The following is a 17874-nucleotide window of genomic DNA, read 5'->3' on the forward strand; positions in this document are numbered from 1 at the left end:
TGCTTCATCGGGAAACTCGGTGGGTGGGGTCGCGGTATTTTGCCAAATCAGAAAGTTTTTTTCAGAGTTTCCCTAGCAAGCTCCACAGCACCTTGTCGCGCAGACACGTAGCGCTTTCAATCAAATCCCTACACTTGTCGATTGGAAAGGTTTTTTCATCCCCTCCAAATTCATCAGTGCGCGCCACTGTCGAAGGCTTAGATACTGGGCTCAGGTGTTTCTGTTTGATCCGTTTTGCGCCCCCTGCGATGCAGCCCGCCATCCAGCTGTTCGCCCTGATCGCAGCCCTGACATTCCGAGGCGCCTCCATGTACCTGGTTGTAGTGAGCGGCATCATCGAGATAGCCATTTCAGAGATGTACCCGCTGTCCTGCATCTGCAGCAATGCTTCCCTCATCGCCTCACTAGCGGTAATAAAATTATTTACACCCGCAAAATGCACTGCAATAGAAGCGCCACCCAGTTCTCTGCTACCAAGCACCCTCGCAGCCTCTTTGGCTACGGATGATGTGCTATAAATACCGCTGACCAAGTAGCTCTCATAGCTATCTAATGCCTCTCGCAACTGCAATGCAGTAAGGCCACCGCATTGAATACTTACTTGATGAATATAGTTCAGCATTTCACGCACCGCGTAGCAGTATGTGCGTGTGGTTTTGAACGCTTTAGCTCTAGCAAGCTGATAAGCCCACTCATCGAAGAACTCTGTCATCGTGTGATCAGGGCAAATCATTCGGAACGTAAGAGTTCCATTGCGTGTCGTCTCAAACAGCTCGACATGGTTCATACGTAAAGGGGCGACCGCATTCAAATGATCATGTCCTTGTTTGAAACGCCGACATGTAACTGAAGCCTTTCAGTTGATTTCGAATTCACTATACCATCCTGTTTAATCACGTATTTTCTGAGCTTTAGACCAGGCACTAACAATCGACAGCGTTTTTTTCGCTGGATGGCGTCCATAAGTGTGTCACCCCCCTCGAGATAGGGCGGATAATTAACGGTGGTATCAATCGTTGAGTCAGGGCCGAAAGATCCTGAACATACAAACGAGCATCGTGTTTTTTATCGGCCTGACTGACAGTTAATAAAGTCCACTAACTGTTTCAAGCAAATACATTCTCTTCAGATTTCCAATCCATCTATGCAGTTCCAACGATTACTGACGCTAAAGTGGCACGCATCCTGCCACACAAAAAACAGCTGATCAACAAGGTGCAACAATCTTTATTGCACCTTAGAGTATGCTCGTAGCATACCGATTCTAGATCGGCCGCATTGGTACCTGATATCCGATATCGACCTCCGCCGCTGTACCCCAAAGCAGTCGCCCCAGAATGGCGGCCAAGGAGCTACCACGCGGTGACAGCGCCAATTAAAGATATAACCTGATGAATGATTGCGTCCCCGCGTGCTCTCCCACCGTTGAAAGAGCTCGAAAGGCTTGAGACCGTCGGACATCACTACCTTCACCTGACACTCACGACCTTAAGAGCATTCCCCCAGGCGCGAGAGCTTTACAGTTGAACGCGGGGCGAGGCGTGGAGACGACCAGAACACCGAGACGCTGAAGAAGATCGAGGGGTGCTTTATGGCTAATTGAGTAATGCAAGCCAGCAATCGACCATGATGGCCAAGGGGGAGCTATAGACTCGGAGGATTCGTAGCACAGACCTTCCCGCCCAGGTGAGGTATGACGTTCGCACATTGTTGTGCACCCACCTATAAACGATCAGCCTGCGAATGCCCGATGAGATATCTCAGACATCCGCTGACTGAGCAGTTTTTATGAATACCTAAGGCTTAGGATGAGGATGAGGATGCGCACGCATATCGGAGGCGCCACCCGTCACCGTCGTGAGCAAGGAATGTAGGGGGAGCGGATATCAGAGAGACGTAGGCAAGCTGCAATTGCCAGGATCCTTCTCTCTGAGAACGGATCACGCGTCATAAGGCGCATCTAGTTTGTTGCGCCTTTATGAAGGTGTCGCAAGGGAGAGAAGCTCCCTACGAGAGATCGGTGCAAAAAGGCATAAAAAAAGGGCCTAGGATTAACCTAAGCCCTTGATTTTGTTGAGTTCGCGGCGGGAAACCAGGGATTCGAACCCTGGGAACGCTATTAACGTTCGCCGGTTTTCAAGACCGGTGCATTCAACCACTCTGCCAATTTCCCGTGTATTCCGATGACGCGATGAAGCGGTACTGCAAGGTGCAACTGGAGATAGCCTTAGATAAGAACCCTGGAGACGCTATTAACGTCCGCCGGTTTTCAAGACCGGTGCATTCAACCACTCTGCCAATTTCCCTTGTGCGTCACAGGATTATAGTAGCCCATCCCGTCTCAGCGGGCGCCATAATACCCGAATGAAACACACTGTCAAACTCTCGCCATCGCTTGTTACAGAGCGTCTGTTATGATCTTTGCGACTGAACGTTTCAAAACTGAAGGAGTGTCGCCATGCGCGAACAGAATTACGCAGTGAATGGTAACGCGCAGGCTGAGCAGCTTGAAGTCAGCCGCGTCTTGCGCAACACGTACGGCTTGCTCGCCCTTACCCTCGCATTCAGCGGCGTAATGGCGTTCGTGGCCCAGCAGATGCGTGTTGGCTATCCGAATATCTTTGTCGTGTTGATCGGTTTCTATGGCCTGTTCTTCCTGACCAACAAGCTGCGTGACTCGGCCTGGGGCCTGGTGTCGGCCTTTGCGTTGACCGGTTTCATGGGCTTTATCCTCGGCCCGATCCTTAACCGTTACCTGGGCATGGCCGGCGGTGCGGAAGTGGTCAGCTCGGCGTTTGCCATGACCGCCCTGGTATTTGGTGGTCTGTCGGCCTACGTGCTGATTACCCGCAAGGACATGAGCTTCCTGGGTGGCTTCATCACCGCTGGCTTCTTCGTGTTGCTGGGCGCGGTGGTCGCGGGCATGTTCTTCCAGATCAGTGGCCTGCAACTGGCAATCAGCGCAGGGTTCGTGCTGTTCTCGTCGGTGTGCATCCTGTTCCAGACCAGCGCCATCATCCACGGCGGTGAACGCAACTACATCATGGCGACCATCAGCCTGTATGTGTCGATCTACAACCTGTTTATCAGCCTGTTGCAGATCTTCGGCATCATGAGCCGCGACGACTGATTCATCCCGCAATAAAAAATGCCCCGTATCGAAAGATGCGGGGCATTTTTGTTTCCAGCGCTTGGCGTGGATGCTCAGTACTGGTTCGGCTCCATTTCCAGCTCGACGTTAAAGCGTTCGGCGATATCGCGCTGGATACGCAGCGCCAGGTTCGCTATATCGTGCCCTGTGGCGCCGCCATAGTTGACCAGCACCAACGCCTGCATTTTATGTACACCTGCGTCGCCATCCCGAAAGCCCTTCCAGCCAGCCTTATCGATCAGCCAACCGGCGGCGAGCTTCATCTGCCCGTCCGCCTGGGGGTAGGCCACCAGGTCCGGGTAAAGGCCCCGTAGCTCTTCGGCCAGCGCCTGGGAAACCAATGGGTTCTTGAAGAAACTACCCGCATTGCCCAGCTCCGCCGGATCCGGCAGTTTTTCCCGACGAATGCTGCAAATCGCCCGACTGACGTCGCTCGGGGTTGCCTCGGTGATCCCCTGCCCGGCCAGGTGCTGCTGCACCGGACCGTAGTCAAGTTTCAGGTGGCTGGCGCGGCTGAGGGCAAAACGCACCCGTAGAATCAGCCAGCGCCCGGTTTCATGCTTGAACAGGCTGTCGCGGTAGGCGAACTGGCATTCTTGCAGGCTGAAATCCCGCAGTTCGCCGGTCTGGCGATCCAGGGCCGTGAGGCCGGCAAACACATCCTTGATCTCCACGCCGTAGGCGCCGATGTTCTGCATCGGTGCCGCACCGACGGTGCCGGGGATCAGGCTGAGGTTTTCCAGGCCGCAAAAGCCGTGTTCGAGGGTCCACAGCACAAACGGGTGCCAGGCTTCGCCCGCTTCGGCCTCAACCACAACGTGCAGGCCATCATCGTGCAGCACGCGAATGCCCTGGGTTGCCATGCGCAATACCAAGGCCGGGATGTCCTGGGTCAGCAGCAAATTGCTGCCCCCGCCGATCACCAGCAGCGGTAACGCATGCACAGCAGCGCAGGCCAGCGCTTCACGGACATCGTCGTCGCTATGGGCCTCGGCGAACAATTGGGCGCGCACATCGATGCCAAAGCTGTTGAATGGCTTGAGCGACACCTGCGTAAGCACGTGCAAGGTCATAACCGCCCCTTCAATTCGATCACCAATAAGTCACAGGCTCGCTCGATCAGGTCCAGGACCCGTTCAAAGCCTTGTTCACCTTCGTAATAAGGGTCTGGCACCTCGTCCACCTCGGCGTCGTAGCGACGCAGGAACAAGTCCAGCTCCGCCTTGCCCTGCACTGGCTGCAGCGCTTTGAGGTTGCGCAGGTTGCTGTGGTCCATGGCCAGGATCAGGTCGTAACGTGCAAAGTCAGCGCGAGAGACCTGCTGGGCGCGCTGGGCCGACAGGTCATAACCGCGCAGCAGCGCTGCACGCTGACTGCGCTGGTCCGGTGGGTTGCCGACATGCCACTCACCGGTCCCCGCAGATGCCACGTCGACCTGGTCGACCAACCCGGCTTCGCGCAACTTATGGCGCAGTACGCCTTCTGCGGTGGGCGAGCGGCAGATATTGCCCAGGCAGACAAACAGGACCTCCATCAGGCCCCCAGCAGGCGACGGACGCGCTCGAGGTCTTCCTGGGTGTCAACGCCCGCAGGAGGAGCTTCCAGGGCATCGCCTACATGGATGCGCACGCCATGCCACAAGGCACGCAATTGCTCCAGGGATTCGGTATTTTCCAACCAGCACGGGCCCCAACTGACGAAGTCATGCAGGAAGCCGGCGCGGTAGGCGTAGATACCGATATGGCGGCGATACGGGACGCCCTCCGGCAACACGTCGCGACTCTGGGCGAACGCGTCCCGCGCCCATGGCAAGGTCGAACGGCTGAATGTCAGGGCCAGACCGTTGATATCGCTCACCACCTTGACCACGTTCGGGTTGAACAGCGTGTCAATGTCCTCGATCGGCTCGGCCAGGGTCGCCATGCGCGCTTCGCCATGGGCCGCCAGGTTGGCGGCCACCTGGTCAATCACGCGCGGTGGAATCAACGGCTCGTCGCCTTGCACGTTGACCACGATCGCATCGGGCGCCAGGCCAAGCTTGGTGGCCACTTCGGCCAGGCGGTCGGTTCCGGAATTATGGTCTTCGCGGGTCAGCACCGCTTCGGCCCCAAACCCTTTGCAGGCTTCGATGATCCGCGGGTCATCGGTCGCCACCACGACTCGCTCGGCGCTGCTCTTGCAGGCCTGCTCCCACACCAGTTGGATCATCGGCTTGTCGCCGATCAGTTGCAGCGGCTTGCCCGGCAAGCGCGTCGAGGCATATCGCGAGGGAATGACAACGGTAAAGGCGGTGGTCATTTATCCAGGCGCTCATCGGTAGTCAGGGTGCGAGCTTCGCTTTCCAGCATGACCGGAATGCCATCACGGATGGGATAAGCCAGGCCAGCGCCCTTGCTGATCAGCTCGGTTTTGTCGGCGCTGAGCTTGAGCGGGCCTTTGCAGATCGGGCAAGCGAGGATATCGAGCAGTTTGGTGTCCATGAGTGTTTCCTGGAAAGAAGCGTTTTAAGGCAAGAGGCGGTCGGGTAACAGGCGCATCAACTGCGTGTCGAACCAAGCGACAAACGCCGGCGACGGTACCGCATCCACCGCAAGGTACCACCAGTCTGGCCGGGCAAAGGCGCGGCACTTCACCGCGTCCTTCTCGGTCATGACCAGTGGTAATGACGGCGTGAAATTCAGGACTTCGGCGCTGTAGGGCGCGTGGTCGGCGAAAGCATGGGGTATTGGACGCCAGTGTAGCGTCTCGAGGGTGTTGAAGAAACGTTGCGGGTTGCCGATGCCAGCGACCGCATGCACCTGCTGGTCCATCGGGAAATGATCGACCGGCTGGTGCTCGCCGCTGTGCAGATTGACCAACGTGGTGGGCAGCAGACGAAAGGCAAAACCGTCTTCGCGGTCCGTAGTGGCACCATTGTAGAGCAGCGCATCAACGCTCTGCAGGCGCTCCACCGGCTCGCGCAATGGCCCGGCCGGCAGGCAACGGCGATTGCCCAAGCCGCGCGCGGCGTCAATCAGCACCAGTTCAAGATCGCGGGCCAGGCGGTAGTGCTGCAGGCCGTCGTCAGAGAGGATCAGGTCGAGGTTGTCACTGGCCAGCAAGGCCTTCACTGCGCGACTGCGATCGGGATCGATCATCAGTGCTACACCGCTGCGCTGCACGATCAGCAAGGGCTCGTCGCCGGCCACTGCGGCGCTTTGGTTGGCCTCGACGCGCCATGGCAACTGCGGCGGCTTGGCGCCATACCCACGACTGACCACCCCCACACGCAAGCCACTGCGCCGGCAATGCTCGATCAACCATAGGATCAACGGCGTCTTGCCAGTGCCTCCTACGGTGATATTACCGACCACAACCACAGGCACCGGCGATTGATAGATGTCGCCCTCGCCCGCCACGAAACGCGCACGCTTGCGCTGCACCACCCGGCGATACAGACACTCCAGCGGCCGCAACAGCGTGAGCGCCGGATGACCTTCGTACCAAGCCTTGAGCAAACGATCGGACATGGCCATCAGGGTTGGCTCGCCGCCTCTACCGTGGACATGCGCAGATGGCTGAAACCCAGCTTGCCGGCGGCATCCATCGCGGTGATCACGGCTTGATGCTGGGTCTTGCCATCGGCACTGATGGACAGGGGCATCTTGGTGTCGCCACCGGATTCCTTCTGCAAGGCCTCCATCAGGCTATTGAGGTCGTTTTTTTCCAGCAACTGGTTGTTAACCGAAAACACCCCCTCGGCGCTGATGGCGATGTCCAGTTGCTTGACCTCCTGGTCCTCGGCCGGCGACCCGCTCACTGCTTCCGGCAAGTCGACGCGCAGCTCGGTCTGTCGGGTGAAGGTGGTGGTGACGACAAAAAACAGCAGCAGGATAAACACCACGTCAATCAGCGACGCAAGGTTGATATCGACATTTTCCCGTTGCTTGCGGCGAAATTTCACGCTTTGCCCTCGACCAGGTCCACATCACGGTCGCCCTGCACCACTTCCACCAGCTTGATAGCCTCCTGTTCCATGCCAACCACCAGTTCATCGATGCGGCGCTGCAGGAAGCGATGGAAGAACACCGAGGGAATACCGACCATCAGGCCCGCGGCCGTGGTGATCAATGCCTTGGAAATACCGCCGGCCAGCACGGCAGCGTTGGTGGTCATGCCGGAGCCCGTGAAGGCGCTGAAAATATCGATCATGCCCAACACCGTGCCCAGCAGGCCGAGCAACGGCGCCATGGCCGCGATGGTACCCAGGGCGTTGATGTAGCGCTCCAGCTCATGGATGACGCGGGCAGCCGCTTCTTCAATGCACTCCTTCATGATCTCGCGACCATGCTTGGAGTTGGCCAGGCCGGCGGCGAGAATTTCACCCAGCGGTGAATGGGCGCGCAGCTCCTTGAGCTTTTGCTTGTCCAGTTGCTTGTTCTTGATCCAGCCCCAGACCTGCCCCAGCAGATGCTCCGGGGTGACGCGACTGGCGCGCAGGGTCCACAGGCGTTCGGCAACGATGCCGAGTGCGGCGATGGAACTCATGATGATCGGCAACATCATCCAGCCGCCGGATTTGACCAATTCCCACACAGTGAATGTCCCCTCGAAAAAGTGCGCCACTTTACCATATAGGTTCGGCAGCAGGGTTCGTCGGCCATGGACCCGCCTCTCACGGGCTCCGGTCTTTGGTAACGCAGGATTACGGTAACGCTTCGCGCCAGAAACGGCGTTGACTGCGCGCAACAGTCGGTGGCAGGAACGCCCCCAATTGCACACGCACAGCCCCTTGTTCAGCACTGTCATAAACCTGGGTACCCAGTGCCCGGTAGCGTTCCATCACCTGGGGGTGGGGGTGGCCGAACGCGTTGCCTCGCCCCCTGGAAATCAGCACCGCCGTGGGCGCCAGCCGCTGCACAAAGGGCCAGGACGAAGAACTGCGGCTGCCATGATGGGGCGCCTGCAACCAATCAGTCCGCACAGCCAAGGGCGAGGCAAGAAAAGCCCGCTCGGCGGCGCGATCGATATCCCCCGTGAGCAACATGCGCTCACCCTTGGCCTGGACCTGTAATACACAGGATTTCGGGTTACCACTAATAGCATCTGGCCACTGCCACAGTTCAAATGACACCCCATCCCACTCCCACTGTTCACCGCTGACACAGGGTTCAGTGCCGAGAAACGCCGGCAAGCCTCGTGTTTCGCCTCCGACTACCCGTCTGATCGGCAGCCCACGGGCAATAGCCGCCGCACCGCCGGCATGGTCGGCGTCGGCGTGGCTGAGCAGCATCATGTCCAATACCTCCACCCCGAGTTTTCTCAATGACGGCAATACCACGCGCGCGCCAAGATCGACTTCCCCCGAGCGCGGACCCGCATCGTAGAGCAAGGTGTGATGACGGGTGCGCAGCACCAGCGCCTGCCCCTGACCGACATCCAGTTGCACCACCTCAACCTGCCCATGGGGCACCGGCTCCCGCGGCGGAAACACCGCCAACAACAGCATCGGCCACCCCATCGGTCGTAACGGTACGCCCCTGGGCAACAGCAGTAACACTGCACCCGCGACGCTCACCAGCCAATAGCCCATCGGCACCTCGGCCGGTATCCATGCCGGCAGGTGCCCGGCCAGCAACGCCAAGGCGCGGAACAACCCATCCAGCGCCCCACCCGCCAGCCATAACAGCCCGTCCCCCACAAAGGGCACCGCCACCAGCACAGTGCCCAACAATGCCAAGGGCAACACCACCAGGCTGATCCATGGCACGGCAAACAGGTTAGCCAACGGCGCGCTGAGACTGATGGGCAACCCCAGCACCAGCAACAGCGGAAACAGGCCGATCGCGATCAACCACTGGGGACGGGTCCAGGCTTGCCAGGCGCTCCACCGCCCCAAACGCCCACCGAATGCCAGCACCAATACCGCGACAGCCGCGAACGACAACCAGAACCCCGGCTGCAGGCTGGCCAAAGGCTCAAGGATCAGCACGCCATTAAATGCCAGTAACAATGGCCACCAGGCGCCCAAATGGCGAAAACGCATACGCCACAGCAATACCAGCCCCACCATCACGCAGGCCCTTTGCACCGGCACTCCAAACCCCGCCAGCAGGCCGTAGCCCAGCGCGGCAGCAAATGCCAGGCCACACGCCCAAGGCAGCCACGGCCAGGCGGGGGGCCAGCAACCGTAGCGCGCCAGCAGTGTGACCAGCCCATAGATCAACCCCGCCAGCAAGCCAATATGCTGGCCGGATATCACCAGCAGGTGCACCGTACCGGTGTCCTGCAACACACGCCAATCCTCGGCGGCCAGCCCCGAGCCATCGCCCAGCACCAAGGCGGCCAGCCCGGCCTCGCGGCCTTGGGCATCCACAGCCATCAGTCGTTGGCGGACCGCGTCGCGCCAAGCGTTGCGCGCCGGCGCCAAACGCTCACCATCTTTCACCGAGCCGGTGGCACCGATGCGCTGGGCCAACAGCCAGGCCTCATGATCAAAGCCATGGAAGTTGAGCACGCCGGATGGCCGCTTGAGCGTCACGGCCAAGCGCCAGCGCTCCCCACTGCGCACCGGTGGCCCGCCATGCCAGGCCACGCGAATACGCTTGGGTAAACGCGCCTTGGGGGACCGGCCGTCGGTCAGTTCGAAACGCACGCCCGTGCTGGTCTGCTGCGGCAACCCGGTCACCCGGCCCTCCACCCAGCGCGTCTGGCCATCGAGGGCCGGTTGCAGGCGGTCATCCAGCGCCCACTGCGCGCTGATGCACGCCCAACTCAAGCCCAGCAGAAAGAACGCCAGTGGGTGGCTGCGAAACGGCAGCAGCATCAACGCCAGCACGCACATGGCCAACACCCCCGCGGCAGGCGGCAACGCGGGTAAAAAACGCAAGGCGAGCAGCCCCAGCGCGAGCGCGAACATCCCTGTCTTCATGAATCATCCCTTCCAAGTGATCCACTCAGTCTTAGCCGGACACCGAGCAACGCCTATGATGTTTTGTCACAAAGTCTGAATTTTCTGTTTATAGAATGCGGGCATACTTGCCCCTCGAACTGACCTGGACCCCTTATGCCCCGGCGCTTATTCAAACGGTACATGCCCGACCCCACCAGTATCAGGGAACACAAGTCATTACAGTTTCTTGGCACCTTGCTGCATGACCCGAACCTCTGGCACCTGAACCGACACTCGGTGGCGCGTGCCATGGCCGTGGGCTTGTTCGCGGCGTTTATCCCGATCCCCTTGCAGATGCTGTTGGCTGCGGTGCTGGCAATCGCGGTGCGCGGCAATATGCCCATTGCCATCAGCCTGGTGTGGCTGACCAACCCGATCACCATGCCGGTGGTGTTCTTTTGTACCTACATGACCGGCGCCTGGCTGATGAATGTGCCGCCGCGCAGCCTGCCCGATGACCTGACCTGGGAATGGATCAGCGGTCAGCTGAGTACGCTGTGGCAGCCGTTCCTGCTGGGTTCGGTGGTGTTGGGCCTGGTATTGGGTGCGCTGGCCTATTGCCTGACCATGATTTACTGGCGCTGGTGGGTCGCGCACCAATGGAAGAAACGCAAACAGCGCCGCGGTTAATCCGCGCGGGCAGGCAACCGCAGGTGCACGCGCAAGCCCTGCCCGGCGTTTTCCGCCCAGAGGCTGCCGCCCTGGCGTTGCACGGCATTGCGCGCGATGCTCAAGCCCAGTCCGAAGCCGCCGTCGCCGGGGCGTGAACCCTCCAGCCGGGTGAACGGCGCAAAGATCCGTTCCAGATCGCCCTCATCAATTCCCCCGCCCTGATCTTCCAGCCACAGGTGCCAGTACTCGCCATCACGGCGTCCATCAAGCCACACAATCCCGCCCACAGGGGAATGTCGTATGGCGTTGCGCAGGATATTTTCCAGCGCCTGGGCCAAGGCATTCAGGTTGCCGCGCACCCAGCAATCAGCCCCGACCACACACGGCAGGCGCGTGGCTGGCCAGTCGCTTTCAAAACAGGCGTTCTCGCTGAGCATGTCCCACAGCGCTTGCACCTGGATGTTTTCCACCGGCAGCGGCGCCCGCTCGGTATCCAGCCAGGCCAGTTGCAGGCTGTCATCCACCAGGCGCTGCATGGCATCGATCTCCCGTCCCAGCCGCTCACGCAGTTGCGTCAGGTCTCGCTCACTGTCACAGGCCACCCGCAAACGGCTTAACGGCGTGCGCAGTTCATGGGACATGTCCCGCAGCAGTTGCCGTTGCACCACCACTGTGCCTTGCAGGCGCTCGGACATCTGGTCAAAGGCGCGCCCCAATTCGCCGAGTTCATCCTGGCGACTGGTGGCATCGTGGGACAGACGGGTATTCAATTGATCGGCACGCCAGGCGTTGGCCTGCTCGCGCAGCTGGTTGAGAGGCATGATCAGCAGCCGATAAAGGCCGATGCACAGCAACAGGGTAAACAGGCCTGGGATCATGCCATTGGTCACCACCCGCCAGAACAGCTGGTATTGCCCCGGCATAAAGCGTTGGGGCAGTTCGATGACCAGCGAGCCGACGCTGGGGTCGACGGGAAACGGCACCTTCATCCAGGGCAAGCCTTTGACATGGCGGCTGACCGGCCAATCCAGGCCGCGCAAAAAAGTCAGGCGCTGGCTTTCCTTATCGTTCAGTGGCGCGCTGCTGAGCGACTGCAGGTCATTGCCGATCACGCCGACCCAAGTGCTTTCACGCGTTGCCATCAATTGCAGCCAAGCATCCACGCCGGCACGCCCCTGGGTGCTGAAGGCCAACTCGGCACCCGCCGCGTAGCCCCTGAGAATCTCGCGGGACTTGTCCGCCAGGAAGGCGTTCTGCTCCTCCATGTACCGGCCCCACGACCAACTGAGCCAGATCATCAGCAAGCAGAAAGCAATCAGCAGGCACGCCAGCTTCCAGAATATCGAATGCTTGCCCGGAAGCCGCTGCAATGGCCGTTCAAACAGCTTCATCGTGACCGCTCAGTACATAACCCTTGCCCCACACCGTGCGCACTTCGCGCTCGCTGTAGCCGATGGCCTTGAGCTTGCGACGCATCTGGCTGATGTGCATATCGAGGCTGCGGTCGTGGGGTGCATAGCCGCGCTGCAACACATGTTGATAAAGGAAGGCCTTGCTCAGGACCTCTTCCCCGTTGCGGTGCAGGGTTTCCAGCAGACGGTATTCACTGCGGGTCAGTCCGGCCCACTGCGCCTGATAGACGACATCGCACAGCTCATCATCAAAGCGCAGGGTGCGTGCGTCGTCGCGCATCGCTTGCTGCGTCGGCAACGGCCGACGGTCCAAGGCCACGCGGCGCAGGATGGCTTCGATGCGCACCCGCAGTTCAATCATGCTGAACGGCTTGGGCAGGTAATCGTCCGCGCCCAGGCGAAAGCCGTTGATGCGGTCAGCCTCGGCGCCCAAGGCAGACATCAGGATGACCGGCGTCGCGTGATGCTGGCGCAAGTGCGTGAGAATCGACAAGCCATCCAGCCCCGGCAGCAAAATATCCATCAACACCACGTCGAACACTTGGCTACGCGCCAGTTGCAAGCCTTGCTGGCCGTTCTGGCACCAAGTGACCTGAAACCCGCAGCGCCCCAAATGCTCGTGGACGTAGGCACCGAGCACAGGGTCATCTTCGATGGTCAGGATATTGGGTAGGCTAACTGCCGCGGGATTCATTAGCGTCTGCAAGTCATTCTCAAATACTAATTATTCAAGATTACCCCGCCCCAGGCAATCGCCGAGCGGCGCGAAATGGCCTGAAGACTGCGATGTATCATTAATTTGCAAGATTCCAGGCCGCGCAAATGGCTACACTGCGCACGTGGCGCGGGCCGGATGCCCGCGCGGGACAATTGATTTCAGTGTGGAAGCAGGAGAGTGGCGTGCTTAGAAGAATGGGGATAAAAGGCCGCGTACTGTTGCTGACCTTGTTACCGACCAGCCTGATGGCCTTGTTGCTGGGGGGCTATTTCACCTGGATGCAACTTTCTGAGCTGCAAACCCAATTACTGCAACGCGGCGAAATGATCGCCGAACAGTTGGCACCGCTGGTCGCGCCGGCCCTGAGCAACAAGAACACCGACCTGCTGGAACGCATCGCCACCCAATCCCTGGAACAGCCCGACGTACGCGCCGTGTCCTTCCTAGCGCCGGATCGCGTGTCCCTGGCCCACGCCGGCCCGACCATGCTCAACCAGCCGCCGACCGGCAACAGTTCCCACCTGTTGCAGCGCACCGGCAACGACGCCACCCGCTATCTGCTGCCGGTGTTTGGCCGTCATCGCAACCTGGCGGGCGACCTGATCCCCGATGAATCCGACCGCCTGCTGGGCTGGGTCGAGGTGGAACTGTCCCACAACGGCATGTTGCTGCGTGGCTATCGCAGCCTGTTCGCCAGCCTGCTGTTGATCGCTATCGGCTTGATCTGCACTGCCGCCCTGGCGCTGCGTATCAGTCGTACCATCAACTCGCCGATTGGCCAGATCAAGCAAGCCGTCGCCCAGCTCAAGGACGGCAACCTGGAAACGCGCCTGCCGCCGCTGGGCAGCCAGGAGCTGGACCAGCTCGCCTCAGGCATCAACCGCATGGCCGAGACCCTGCAGAACGCCCAGGAAGAATTGCAGCACAGCATCGACCAGGCGACCGAAGACGTGCGCCAAAACCTGGAAACCATCGAGATCCAGAACATCGAGCTGGACCTGGCACGCAAGGAAGCCCTGGAGGCCAGCCGTATCAAGTCGGAGTTCCTGGCCAATATGAGCCATGAAATCCGTACCCCGCTCAACGGCATCCTCGGTTTCACCCACCTGCTGCAAAAAAGCGAACTGACCCCACGCCAGTTGGACTACCTGGGCACCATCGAAAAATCTGCCGACAACCTGTTGGGCATCATCAACGAAATCCTCGACTTCTCGAAAATCGAGGCCGGCAAGCTGGTCCTCGACAGCGTGCCCTTCAACCTGCGCGACCTGCTGCAAGACACCCTGACCATCCTCGCCCCTGCCGCCCATGCCAAGCAGTTGGAATTGGTGAGCCTGGTGTACCGCGACACCCCGCTGGCGCTGGTCGGCGACCCGCTGCGCCTCAAGCAGATCCTGACCAACCTGATCAGCAATGCGATCAAGTTCACCCGTGAAGGCACCATCGTTGCCCGCGCGATGATCGAGGACGAACAGGAAGACAGCGTACAACTGCGCATCAGCGTGCAGGACACCGGTATTGGCTTGTCCAACCAGGATGTGCGCGCACTGTTCCAGGCGTTCAGCCAGGCGGACAACTCACTGTCGCGCCAGCCCGGCGGCACCGGCCTGGGCCTGGTGATCTCCAAGCGCCTGATCGAGCAGATGGGTGGTGAAATCGGCGTCGACAGCACACCGGGCGAAGGCTCGGAGTTCTGGATCAGCCTGAACCTGCCCAAGACCCGCGATGACGTCGAAGACCTGCCCTGTGCGCCGTTGCTCGGCCATCGCGTGGCGGTCCTGGAAAACCACGAACTGGCGCGCCAGGCCCTGCAACATCAATTGGAAGACTGCGGCCTGGAAGTCACCCCGTTCAATACCCTGGAAAGCTTGACCAACGGCATCACCAGCGCCCACCAGACCGAACAGGCGATCGACCTCGCCGTGCTCGGCGTCACCGCCAATGACATTCCACCCGAGCGTCTCAACCAGCACCTGTGGGACCTCGAACACCTGGGCTGCAAAGTCCTGGTGCTGTGCCCGACCACCGAGCAAATGCTATTCAACCAGTCGGTGCCCAACCCTAACAGCCAGTTGCAGGCCAAGCCGGCCTGTACGCGCAAGCTGCGCCGCGCGCTGGCCGACCTGATCAGCCCGCGCCCATCGCGTAGCGAGCCGGGCGAGCCGTTGTCCAGCCGCGCACCTCGTGTGTTATGCGTGGACGACAATCCGGCCAACCTGTTGCTGGTGCAAACCCTGCTGGAAGACATGGGTGCCAAGGTCCAGGCGGTAGAAAGCGGTTACGCGGCCATCGAGGCGGTCAAGCAGGAAACCTTCGACCTGGTATTGATGGACGTCCAAATGCCGGGCATGGATGGTCGCCAGAGCACCGAGGCGATTCGCCAATGGGAAAGCGAGCGCAATGGCACGCCCCTGCCGGTGGTGGCCCTCACGGCCCACGCCATGGCCAATGAAAAACGCGCCCTGCTGCAAAGCGGTATGGACGACTACCTGACCAAGCCGATCAGCGAGCGGCAACTGGCCCAGGTGGTGTTGAAGTGGACCGGCCTGGCCCTGCGCAACCAGGGGCCGGAGCGCTCGTCCGACAATCTGGGGCCCGGCGTGCAACTGCTGGTGCTCGATCACGAGGAAGGCTTGCGCCTGGCCGCCGGCAAGACTGACTTGGCGGCGGACATGCTCGCGATGCTGCTGGCATCCCTGGAAGCCGACCGCCTGGCCATCACCGTTGCCCGCGAGGCCAACGACAACCATGCCTTGATCGAGCGCGTCCACCGCCTGCATGGCGCCACGCGCTACTGCGGCGTGCCGCAACTGCGTGCTGCCTGCCAACGTGCCGAAACCCTGCTCAAGCAGGACGATGCCAAGGCCGTGGCCGCGCTGGACGAACTGGACATGGCCATTGCACGACTGGCCAGTGAAGCGCGGGTCAGTGTCTGATCCACCTTAATGCAGGGAGCTATTCAATGCGCATCATCCTTTTCAGCAGCCAGGCCTACGACCGCGACAGTTTTCTCGGTGAGCCCTTGCCCGCGGGCCTGGAACTGCAATTCCAGCCGGCCCGCCTCAACCTCGACACCGTCGCCCTGGCCGAACACCACGAAGTGGTCTGCGCCTTCATCAACGACGATCTCAGCGCCCCGGTGCTGGAACACTTGGCCCGCGGCGGCACGCGCCTGATCGCCCTGCGTTCGGCCGGCTATAACCATGTCGACCTGGCCGCCGCCAAACGCCTGGGGCTGACCATCGTGCGCGTCCCCGCCTACTCGCCTCACGCCGTGGCCGAACACGCCGTGGCATTGATCCTTGCCCTCAACCGCCGCCTGCACCGCGCTTACAACCGCACCCGCGACGGCGATTTCAGCCTGCACGGCCTGACGGGCTTCGATCTGGTGGGCAAGACGGTGGGCGTGGTCGGCACCGGGCAGATCGGCGCGACGTTCGCCAAAATCATGGCCGGTTTCGGCTGCACACTGCTGGCCTACGACCCCTTCCCTAACCCCCACGTCCTGGCTCTTGGCGCTCGCTATGTGAGCCTGCCCGAGCTGCTGGCCCAGGCGCAGATCATCAGCCTGCATTGCCCGCTGACAGCCGACAGCAAACACCTGATCAACGCCCGTTCCCTGTCGCAGATGCAACCCGGTGCGATGCTGATCAATACCGGACGAGGCGGCCTGGTGGACACCCCGGCGCTGATCGAAGCGCTCAAGGAGGGCCAACTCGGCTATCTGGGGCTGGACGTGTACGAGGAAGAAGCCCAACTGTTTTTCGAGGACCGCTCGGACCTGCCCTTGCAGGACGACGTCCTCGCCCGCCTGCTGACCTTCCCCAATGTAATCATCACCGCGCACCAGGCCTTCCTCACCCGTGAAGCGCTGGCAGCGATCGCCGGCACCACCCTGGCCAATATCGCGGCATGGGCCGACGGCCGGGCACAAAACCTGGTCGAGGGATGATCAGCGGTCACATACCCGGCTCATGATCGAGCGGCACCCGTGATAGGATGCCGCGCCTATTTGGAGGATCCATGGCCGAACACGATTTCCGCTTCAGCTTGCTGAGCCCGCAACACACCCTGATCGAATGCCGCGCCTTGGTGCCGGGCCGTTACCAGGTCACCGGCAACGGGGGCTCGATCAAGCATGGCGACGTACTGATCGTCACCCTGCGCGGCAGTAAAACCCTGTCGATGCGCCTCACCGTCGAAGGTGATGCGCGCTACTCCATCCGCCCGGCGGGCCAATGGGTTGCCATGGCCCAGGGGCCGAAATTCGGCGAGCTGGAGATTCACACCTGGAAGGTCAACTGCGACAGCTGCGACGCTGTGCTGGAGTTTGAATTCGCGGTGGAAACCAAGCTGACCAAGGAGCCGCTGCAGCCGGCCGCCAACGCGCGCATTGCCGAGTTAGGCTGGACCCACGAAGGCGACAAACACCGCTGCCCGAAATGCCAGCAGGCTGCGCAATGAAAGGCCCGCTTCTGCTCGCCGTCCTCGGTACGGCATTGACAGGCTGCGCCGGCGACACGGCCAAGCTCAAGCAGGATCACAGCTACGTGGTGGAATGGATTGGCGAGCGGCCGCTGATGGATTACGCCCACCTCACCGTCACCCTGGGATCTGACGGCCGTGCCTATGGCAACGGCGGCTGCAACCATTGGTTCGCGCCGTACACCGTCAAGGGCGACAAGCTCAGCTTCGGCAAGCTCGGCAGCACCCGCAAACTCTGCGCCGAGGCATTGATGGAGCAGGAACACCGCTTCTTCCAGGCCCTGCAAGGCGTCGAGCGCTGGGATACCTCGCCGATCGAACAGACCCGCTTCTGGCCGGCCGAAGGCAAGCCCATTCGCCTGTGGCTCGAAGAGGGTTGAACCCCCAATCTATGGATTGATGGGATCCAAATGTGGGAGGGGGCAAGCCCGAACGCTAGTCAGTTAAGGCTTTTTGTAGGAGCGAGCTTGCTCGCGAAAAACTCACAAACGCCGCGTTCATTCAGGAAACACGCGTTATCGTTGACGTTTTTCGCGCGCAAGCTCGCTCCTACAGAAGGCGATGT

The 17874-nt window shown here is 60.6% G+C and carries 17 protein-coding genes and 1 tRNA gene; 6 read left to right on the top strand and 12 right to left on the bottom strand.

Annotated elements, in window-relative coordinates; all coding sequences use genetic code 11:
* Positions 1–61: 61 nt before the first annotated feature.
* Together AC1Q6I_RS33680 and AC1Q6I_RS33685 are read right to left on the bottom strand one after the other, a co-directional pair.
* Positions 62–811 carry a hypothetical protein gene (locus AC1Q6I_RS33680; protein WP_146015792.1) on the bottom strand — a complete coding sequence of 250 codons (750 nt, stop codon included), beginning with the start codon at positions 809–811 and terminating at the stop codon, positions 62–64.
* Between the two features lie 1274 nt (positions 812–2085).
* Positions 2086–2173 (bottom strand) — tRNA-Ser (locus AC1Q6I_RS33685).
* Between the two features lie 285 nt (positions 2174–2458).
* Between AC1Q6I_RS33685 and AC1Q6I_RS33690 the strand changes: the two genes are divergently transcribed.
* The gene (locus AC1Q6I_RS33690) at positions 2459–3130 is read left to right on the top strand and encodes a Bax inhibitor-1/YccA family protein (protein WP_102625487.1); all 672 of its coding nucleotides are present in this window, start codon (positions 2459–2461) and stop codon (positions 3128–3130) included.
* 74 nt (positions 3131–3204) lie between these two features.
* Here the strand turns inward: AC1Q6I_RS33690 and murB are convergent, their stop codons facing one another.
* The 8 genes from murB to AC1Q6I_RS33730 all read right to left on the bottom strand — a co-directional run bounded on the left by murB (position 3205) and on the right by AC1Q6I_RS33730 (position 10049).
* Positions 3205–4224, bottom strand: a complete 1020-nt coding sequence (gene murB / locus AC1Q6I_RS33695; RefSeq protein ID WP_102625486.1) for a UDP-N-acetylmuramate dehydrogenase — start codon at positions 4222–4224, stop codon at positions 3205–3207.
* Positions 4221–4685 carry a low molecular weight protein-tyrosine-phosphatase gene (locus AC1Q6I_RS33700; protein WP_102625485.1) on the bottom strand — a complete coding sequence of 155 codons (465 nt, stop codon included), beginning with the start codon at positions 4683–4685 and terminating at the stop codon, positions 4221–4223. Before AC1Q6I_RS33700 ends, murB begins: the two co-directional genes overlap by 4 nt.
* Complete coding sequence (gene kdsB / locus AC1Q6I_RS33705) at positions 4685–5449, bottom strand: 3-deoxy-manno-octulosonate cytidylyltransferase (protein WP_024076129.1); 765 nt, start codon at positions 5447–5449, stop codon at positions 4685–4687. The genes AC1Q6I_RS33700 and kdsB overlap by 1 nt, the downstream gene beginning before the upstream one ends.
* Positions 5446–5631 (bottom strand): Trm112 family protein, encoded by a 186-nt coding sequence (locus AC1Q6I_RS33710; RefSeq protein ID WP_003174668.1) that lies wholly within the window; start codon positions 5629–5631, stop codon positions 5446–5448. The genes kdsB and AC1Q6I_RS33710 overlap by 4 nt, the downstream gene beginning before the upstream one ends.
* Positions 5632–5655: 24 nt before the next feature.
* The gene (gene lpxK / locus AC1Q6I_RS33715) at positions 5656–6666 is read right to left on the bottom strand and encodes a tetraacyldisaccharide 4'-kinase (RefSeq protein ID WP_102625484.1); all 1011 of its coding nucleotides are present in this window, start codon (positions 6664–6666) and stop codon (positions 5656–5658) included.
* On the bottom strand, positions 6666–7094 hold the full coding sequence (locus AC1Q6I_RS33720) for an ExbD/TolR family protein (protein WP_102625483.1): 429 nt from the start codon (positions 7092–7094) through the stop codon (positions 6666–6668). The genes lpxK and AC1Q6I_RS33720 overlap by 1 nt, the downstream gene beginning before the upstream one ends.
* Entirely contained in the window at positions 7091–7726 is a 636-nt protein-coding gene (locus tag AC1Q6I_RS33725; protein WP_024076132.1) for a MotA/TolQ/ExbB proton channel family protein, read from the bottom strand. The genes AC1Q6I_RS33720 and AC1Q6I_RS33725 overlap by 4 nt, the downstream gene beginning before the upstream one ends.
* 109 nt (positions 7727–7835) lie before the next feature.
* The gene (locus AC1Q6I_RS33730) at positions 7836–10049 is read right to left on the bottom strand and encodes a DNA internalization-related competence protein ComEC/Rec2 (RefSeq protein WP_102625482.1); all 2214 of its coding nucleotides are present in this window, start codon (positions 10047–10049) and stop codon (positions 7836–7838) included.
* A 147-nt stretch (positions 10050–10196) separates the two neighbouring features.
* Between AC1Q6I_RS33730 and AC1Q6I_RS33735 the strand changes: the two genes are divergently transcribed.
* Positions 10197–10712: a DUF2062 domain-containing protein gene (locus AC1Q6I_RS33735; protein ID WP_024076134.1), complete on the top strand. Its 516-nt coding sequence runs from the start codon at positions 10197–10199 to the stop codon at positions 10710–10712.
* On the opposite strand, the gene AC1Q6I_RS33740 is transcribed toward AC1Q6I_RS33735, so the two are convergent.
* Both AC1Q6I_RS33740 and AC1Q6I_RS33745 read right to left on the bottom strand, forming a co-directional pair.
* Positions 10709–12085: a sensor histidine kinase gene (locus tag AC1Q6I_RS33740; RefSeq protein ID WP_102625481.1), complete on the bottom strand. Its 1377-nt coding sequence runs from the start codon at positions 12083–12085 to the stop codon at positions 10709–10711. The genes AC1Q6I_RS33735 and AC1Q6I_RS33740 overlap by 4 nt on opposite strands.
* The gene (locus tag AC1Q6I_RS33745; RefSeq protein ID WP_102625480.1) at positions 12072–12800 is read right to left on the bottom strand and encodes a response regulator transcription factor; all 729 of its coding nucleotides are present in this window, start codon (positions 12798–12800) and stop codon (positions 12072–12074) included. The genes AC1Q6I_RS33740 and AC1Q6I_RS33745 overlap by 14 nt, the downstream gene beginning before the upstream one ends.
* 206 nt (positions 12801–13006) lie before the next feature.
* On the opposite strand from AC1Q6I_RS33745, the gene AC1Q6I_RS33750 reads away from it, so the two are divergent.
* From AC1Q6I_RS33750 to AC1Q6I_RS33765, 4 genes are all read left to right on the top strand, one after another.
* Positions 13007–15760 (top strand): response regulator, encoded by a 2754-nt coding sequence (locus AC1Q6I_RS33750; RefSeq protein WP_069076500.1) that lies wholly within the window; start codon positions 13007–13009, stop codon positions 15758–15760.
* A gap of 26 nt (positions 15761–15786) precedes the next feature.
* The gene (locus AC1Q6I_RS33755; RefSeq protein WP_069076501.1) at positions 15787–16776 is read left to right on the top strand and encodes a 2-hydroxyacid dehydrogenase; all 990 of its coding nucleotides are present in this window, start codon (positions 15787–15789) and stop codon (positions 16774–16776) included.
* 71 nt (positions 16777–16847) lie between these two features.
* Positions 16848–17288 (top strand): hypothetical protein, encoded by a 441-nt coding sequence (locus tag AC1Q6I_RS33760; protein ID WP_024076139.1) that lies wholly within the window; start codon positions 16848–16850, stop codon positions 17286–17288.
* Positions 17285–17689 (top strand): META domain-containing protein, encoded by a 405-nt coding sequence (locus AC1Q6I_RS33765; RefSeq protein WP_024076140.1) that lies wholly within the window; start codon positions 17285–17287, stop codon positions 17687–17689. Before AC1Q6I_RS33760 ends, AC1Q6I_RS33765 begins: the two co-directional genes overlap by 4 nt.
* The last annotated feature ends 185 nt before the right edge of the window (positions 17690–17874 follow it).

Source organism: Pseudomonas sp. MPR-R2A5, assembly GCF_058793055.1.

Coding starts and splice junctions, on each gene's coding strand:
- AC1Q6I_RS33690 (WP_102625487.1), top strand. CDS start 2,459: ATGCGCGAACAGAATTACGCAGTGAATGGTAACGCGCAGGCTGAGCAG.
- murB (WP_102625486.1), bottom strand. CDS start 4,224: ATGACCTTGCACGTGCTTACGCAGGTGTCGCTCAAGCCATTCAACAGC.
- AC1Q6I_RS33700 (WP_102625485.1), bottom strand. CDS start 4,685: ATGGAGGTCCTGTTTGTCTGCCTGGGCAATATCTGCCGCTCGCCCACC.
- kdsB (WP_024076129.1), bottom strand. CDS start 5,449: ATGACCACCGCCTTTACCGTTGTCATTCCCTCGCGATATGCCTCGACG.
- AC1Q6I_RS33710 (WP_003174668.1), bottom strand. CDS start 5,631: ATGGACACCAAACTGCTCGATATCCTCGCTTGCCCGATCTGCAAAGGC.
- lpxK (WP_102625484.1), bottom strand. CDS start 6,666: ATGGCCATGTCCGATCGTTTGCTCAAGGCTTGGTACGAAGGTCATCCG.
- AC1Q6I_RS33730 (WP_102625482.1), bottom strand. CDS start 10,049: ATGTTCGCGCTCGCGCTGGGGCTGCTCGCCTTGCGTTTTTTACCCGCG.
- AC1Q6I_RS33735 (WP_024076134.1), top strand. CDS start 10,197: ATGCCCCGGCGCTTATTCAAACGGTACATGCCCGACCCCACCAGTATC.
- AC1Q6I_RS33740 (WP_102625481.1), bottom strand. CDS start 12,085: ATGAAGCTGTTTGAACGGCCATTGCAGCGGCTTCCGGGCAAGCATTCG.
- AC1Q6I_RS33745 (WP_102625480.1), bottom strand. CDS start 12,800: ATGAATCCCGCGGCAGTTAGCCTACCCAATATCCTGACCATCGAAGAT.
- AC1Q6I_RS33755 (WP_069076501.1), top strand. CDS start 15,787: ATGCGCATCATCCTTTTCAGCAGCCAGGCCTACGACCGCGACAGTTTT.
- AC1Q6I_RS33760 (WP_024076139.1), top strand. CDS start 16,848: ATGGCCGAACACGATTTCCGCTTCAGCTTGCTGAGCCCGCAACACACC.
- AC1Q6I_RS33765 (WP_024076140.1), top strand. CDS start 17,285: ATGAAAGGCCCGCTTCTGCTCGCCGTCCTCGGTACGGCATTGACAGGC.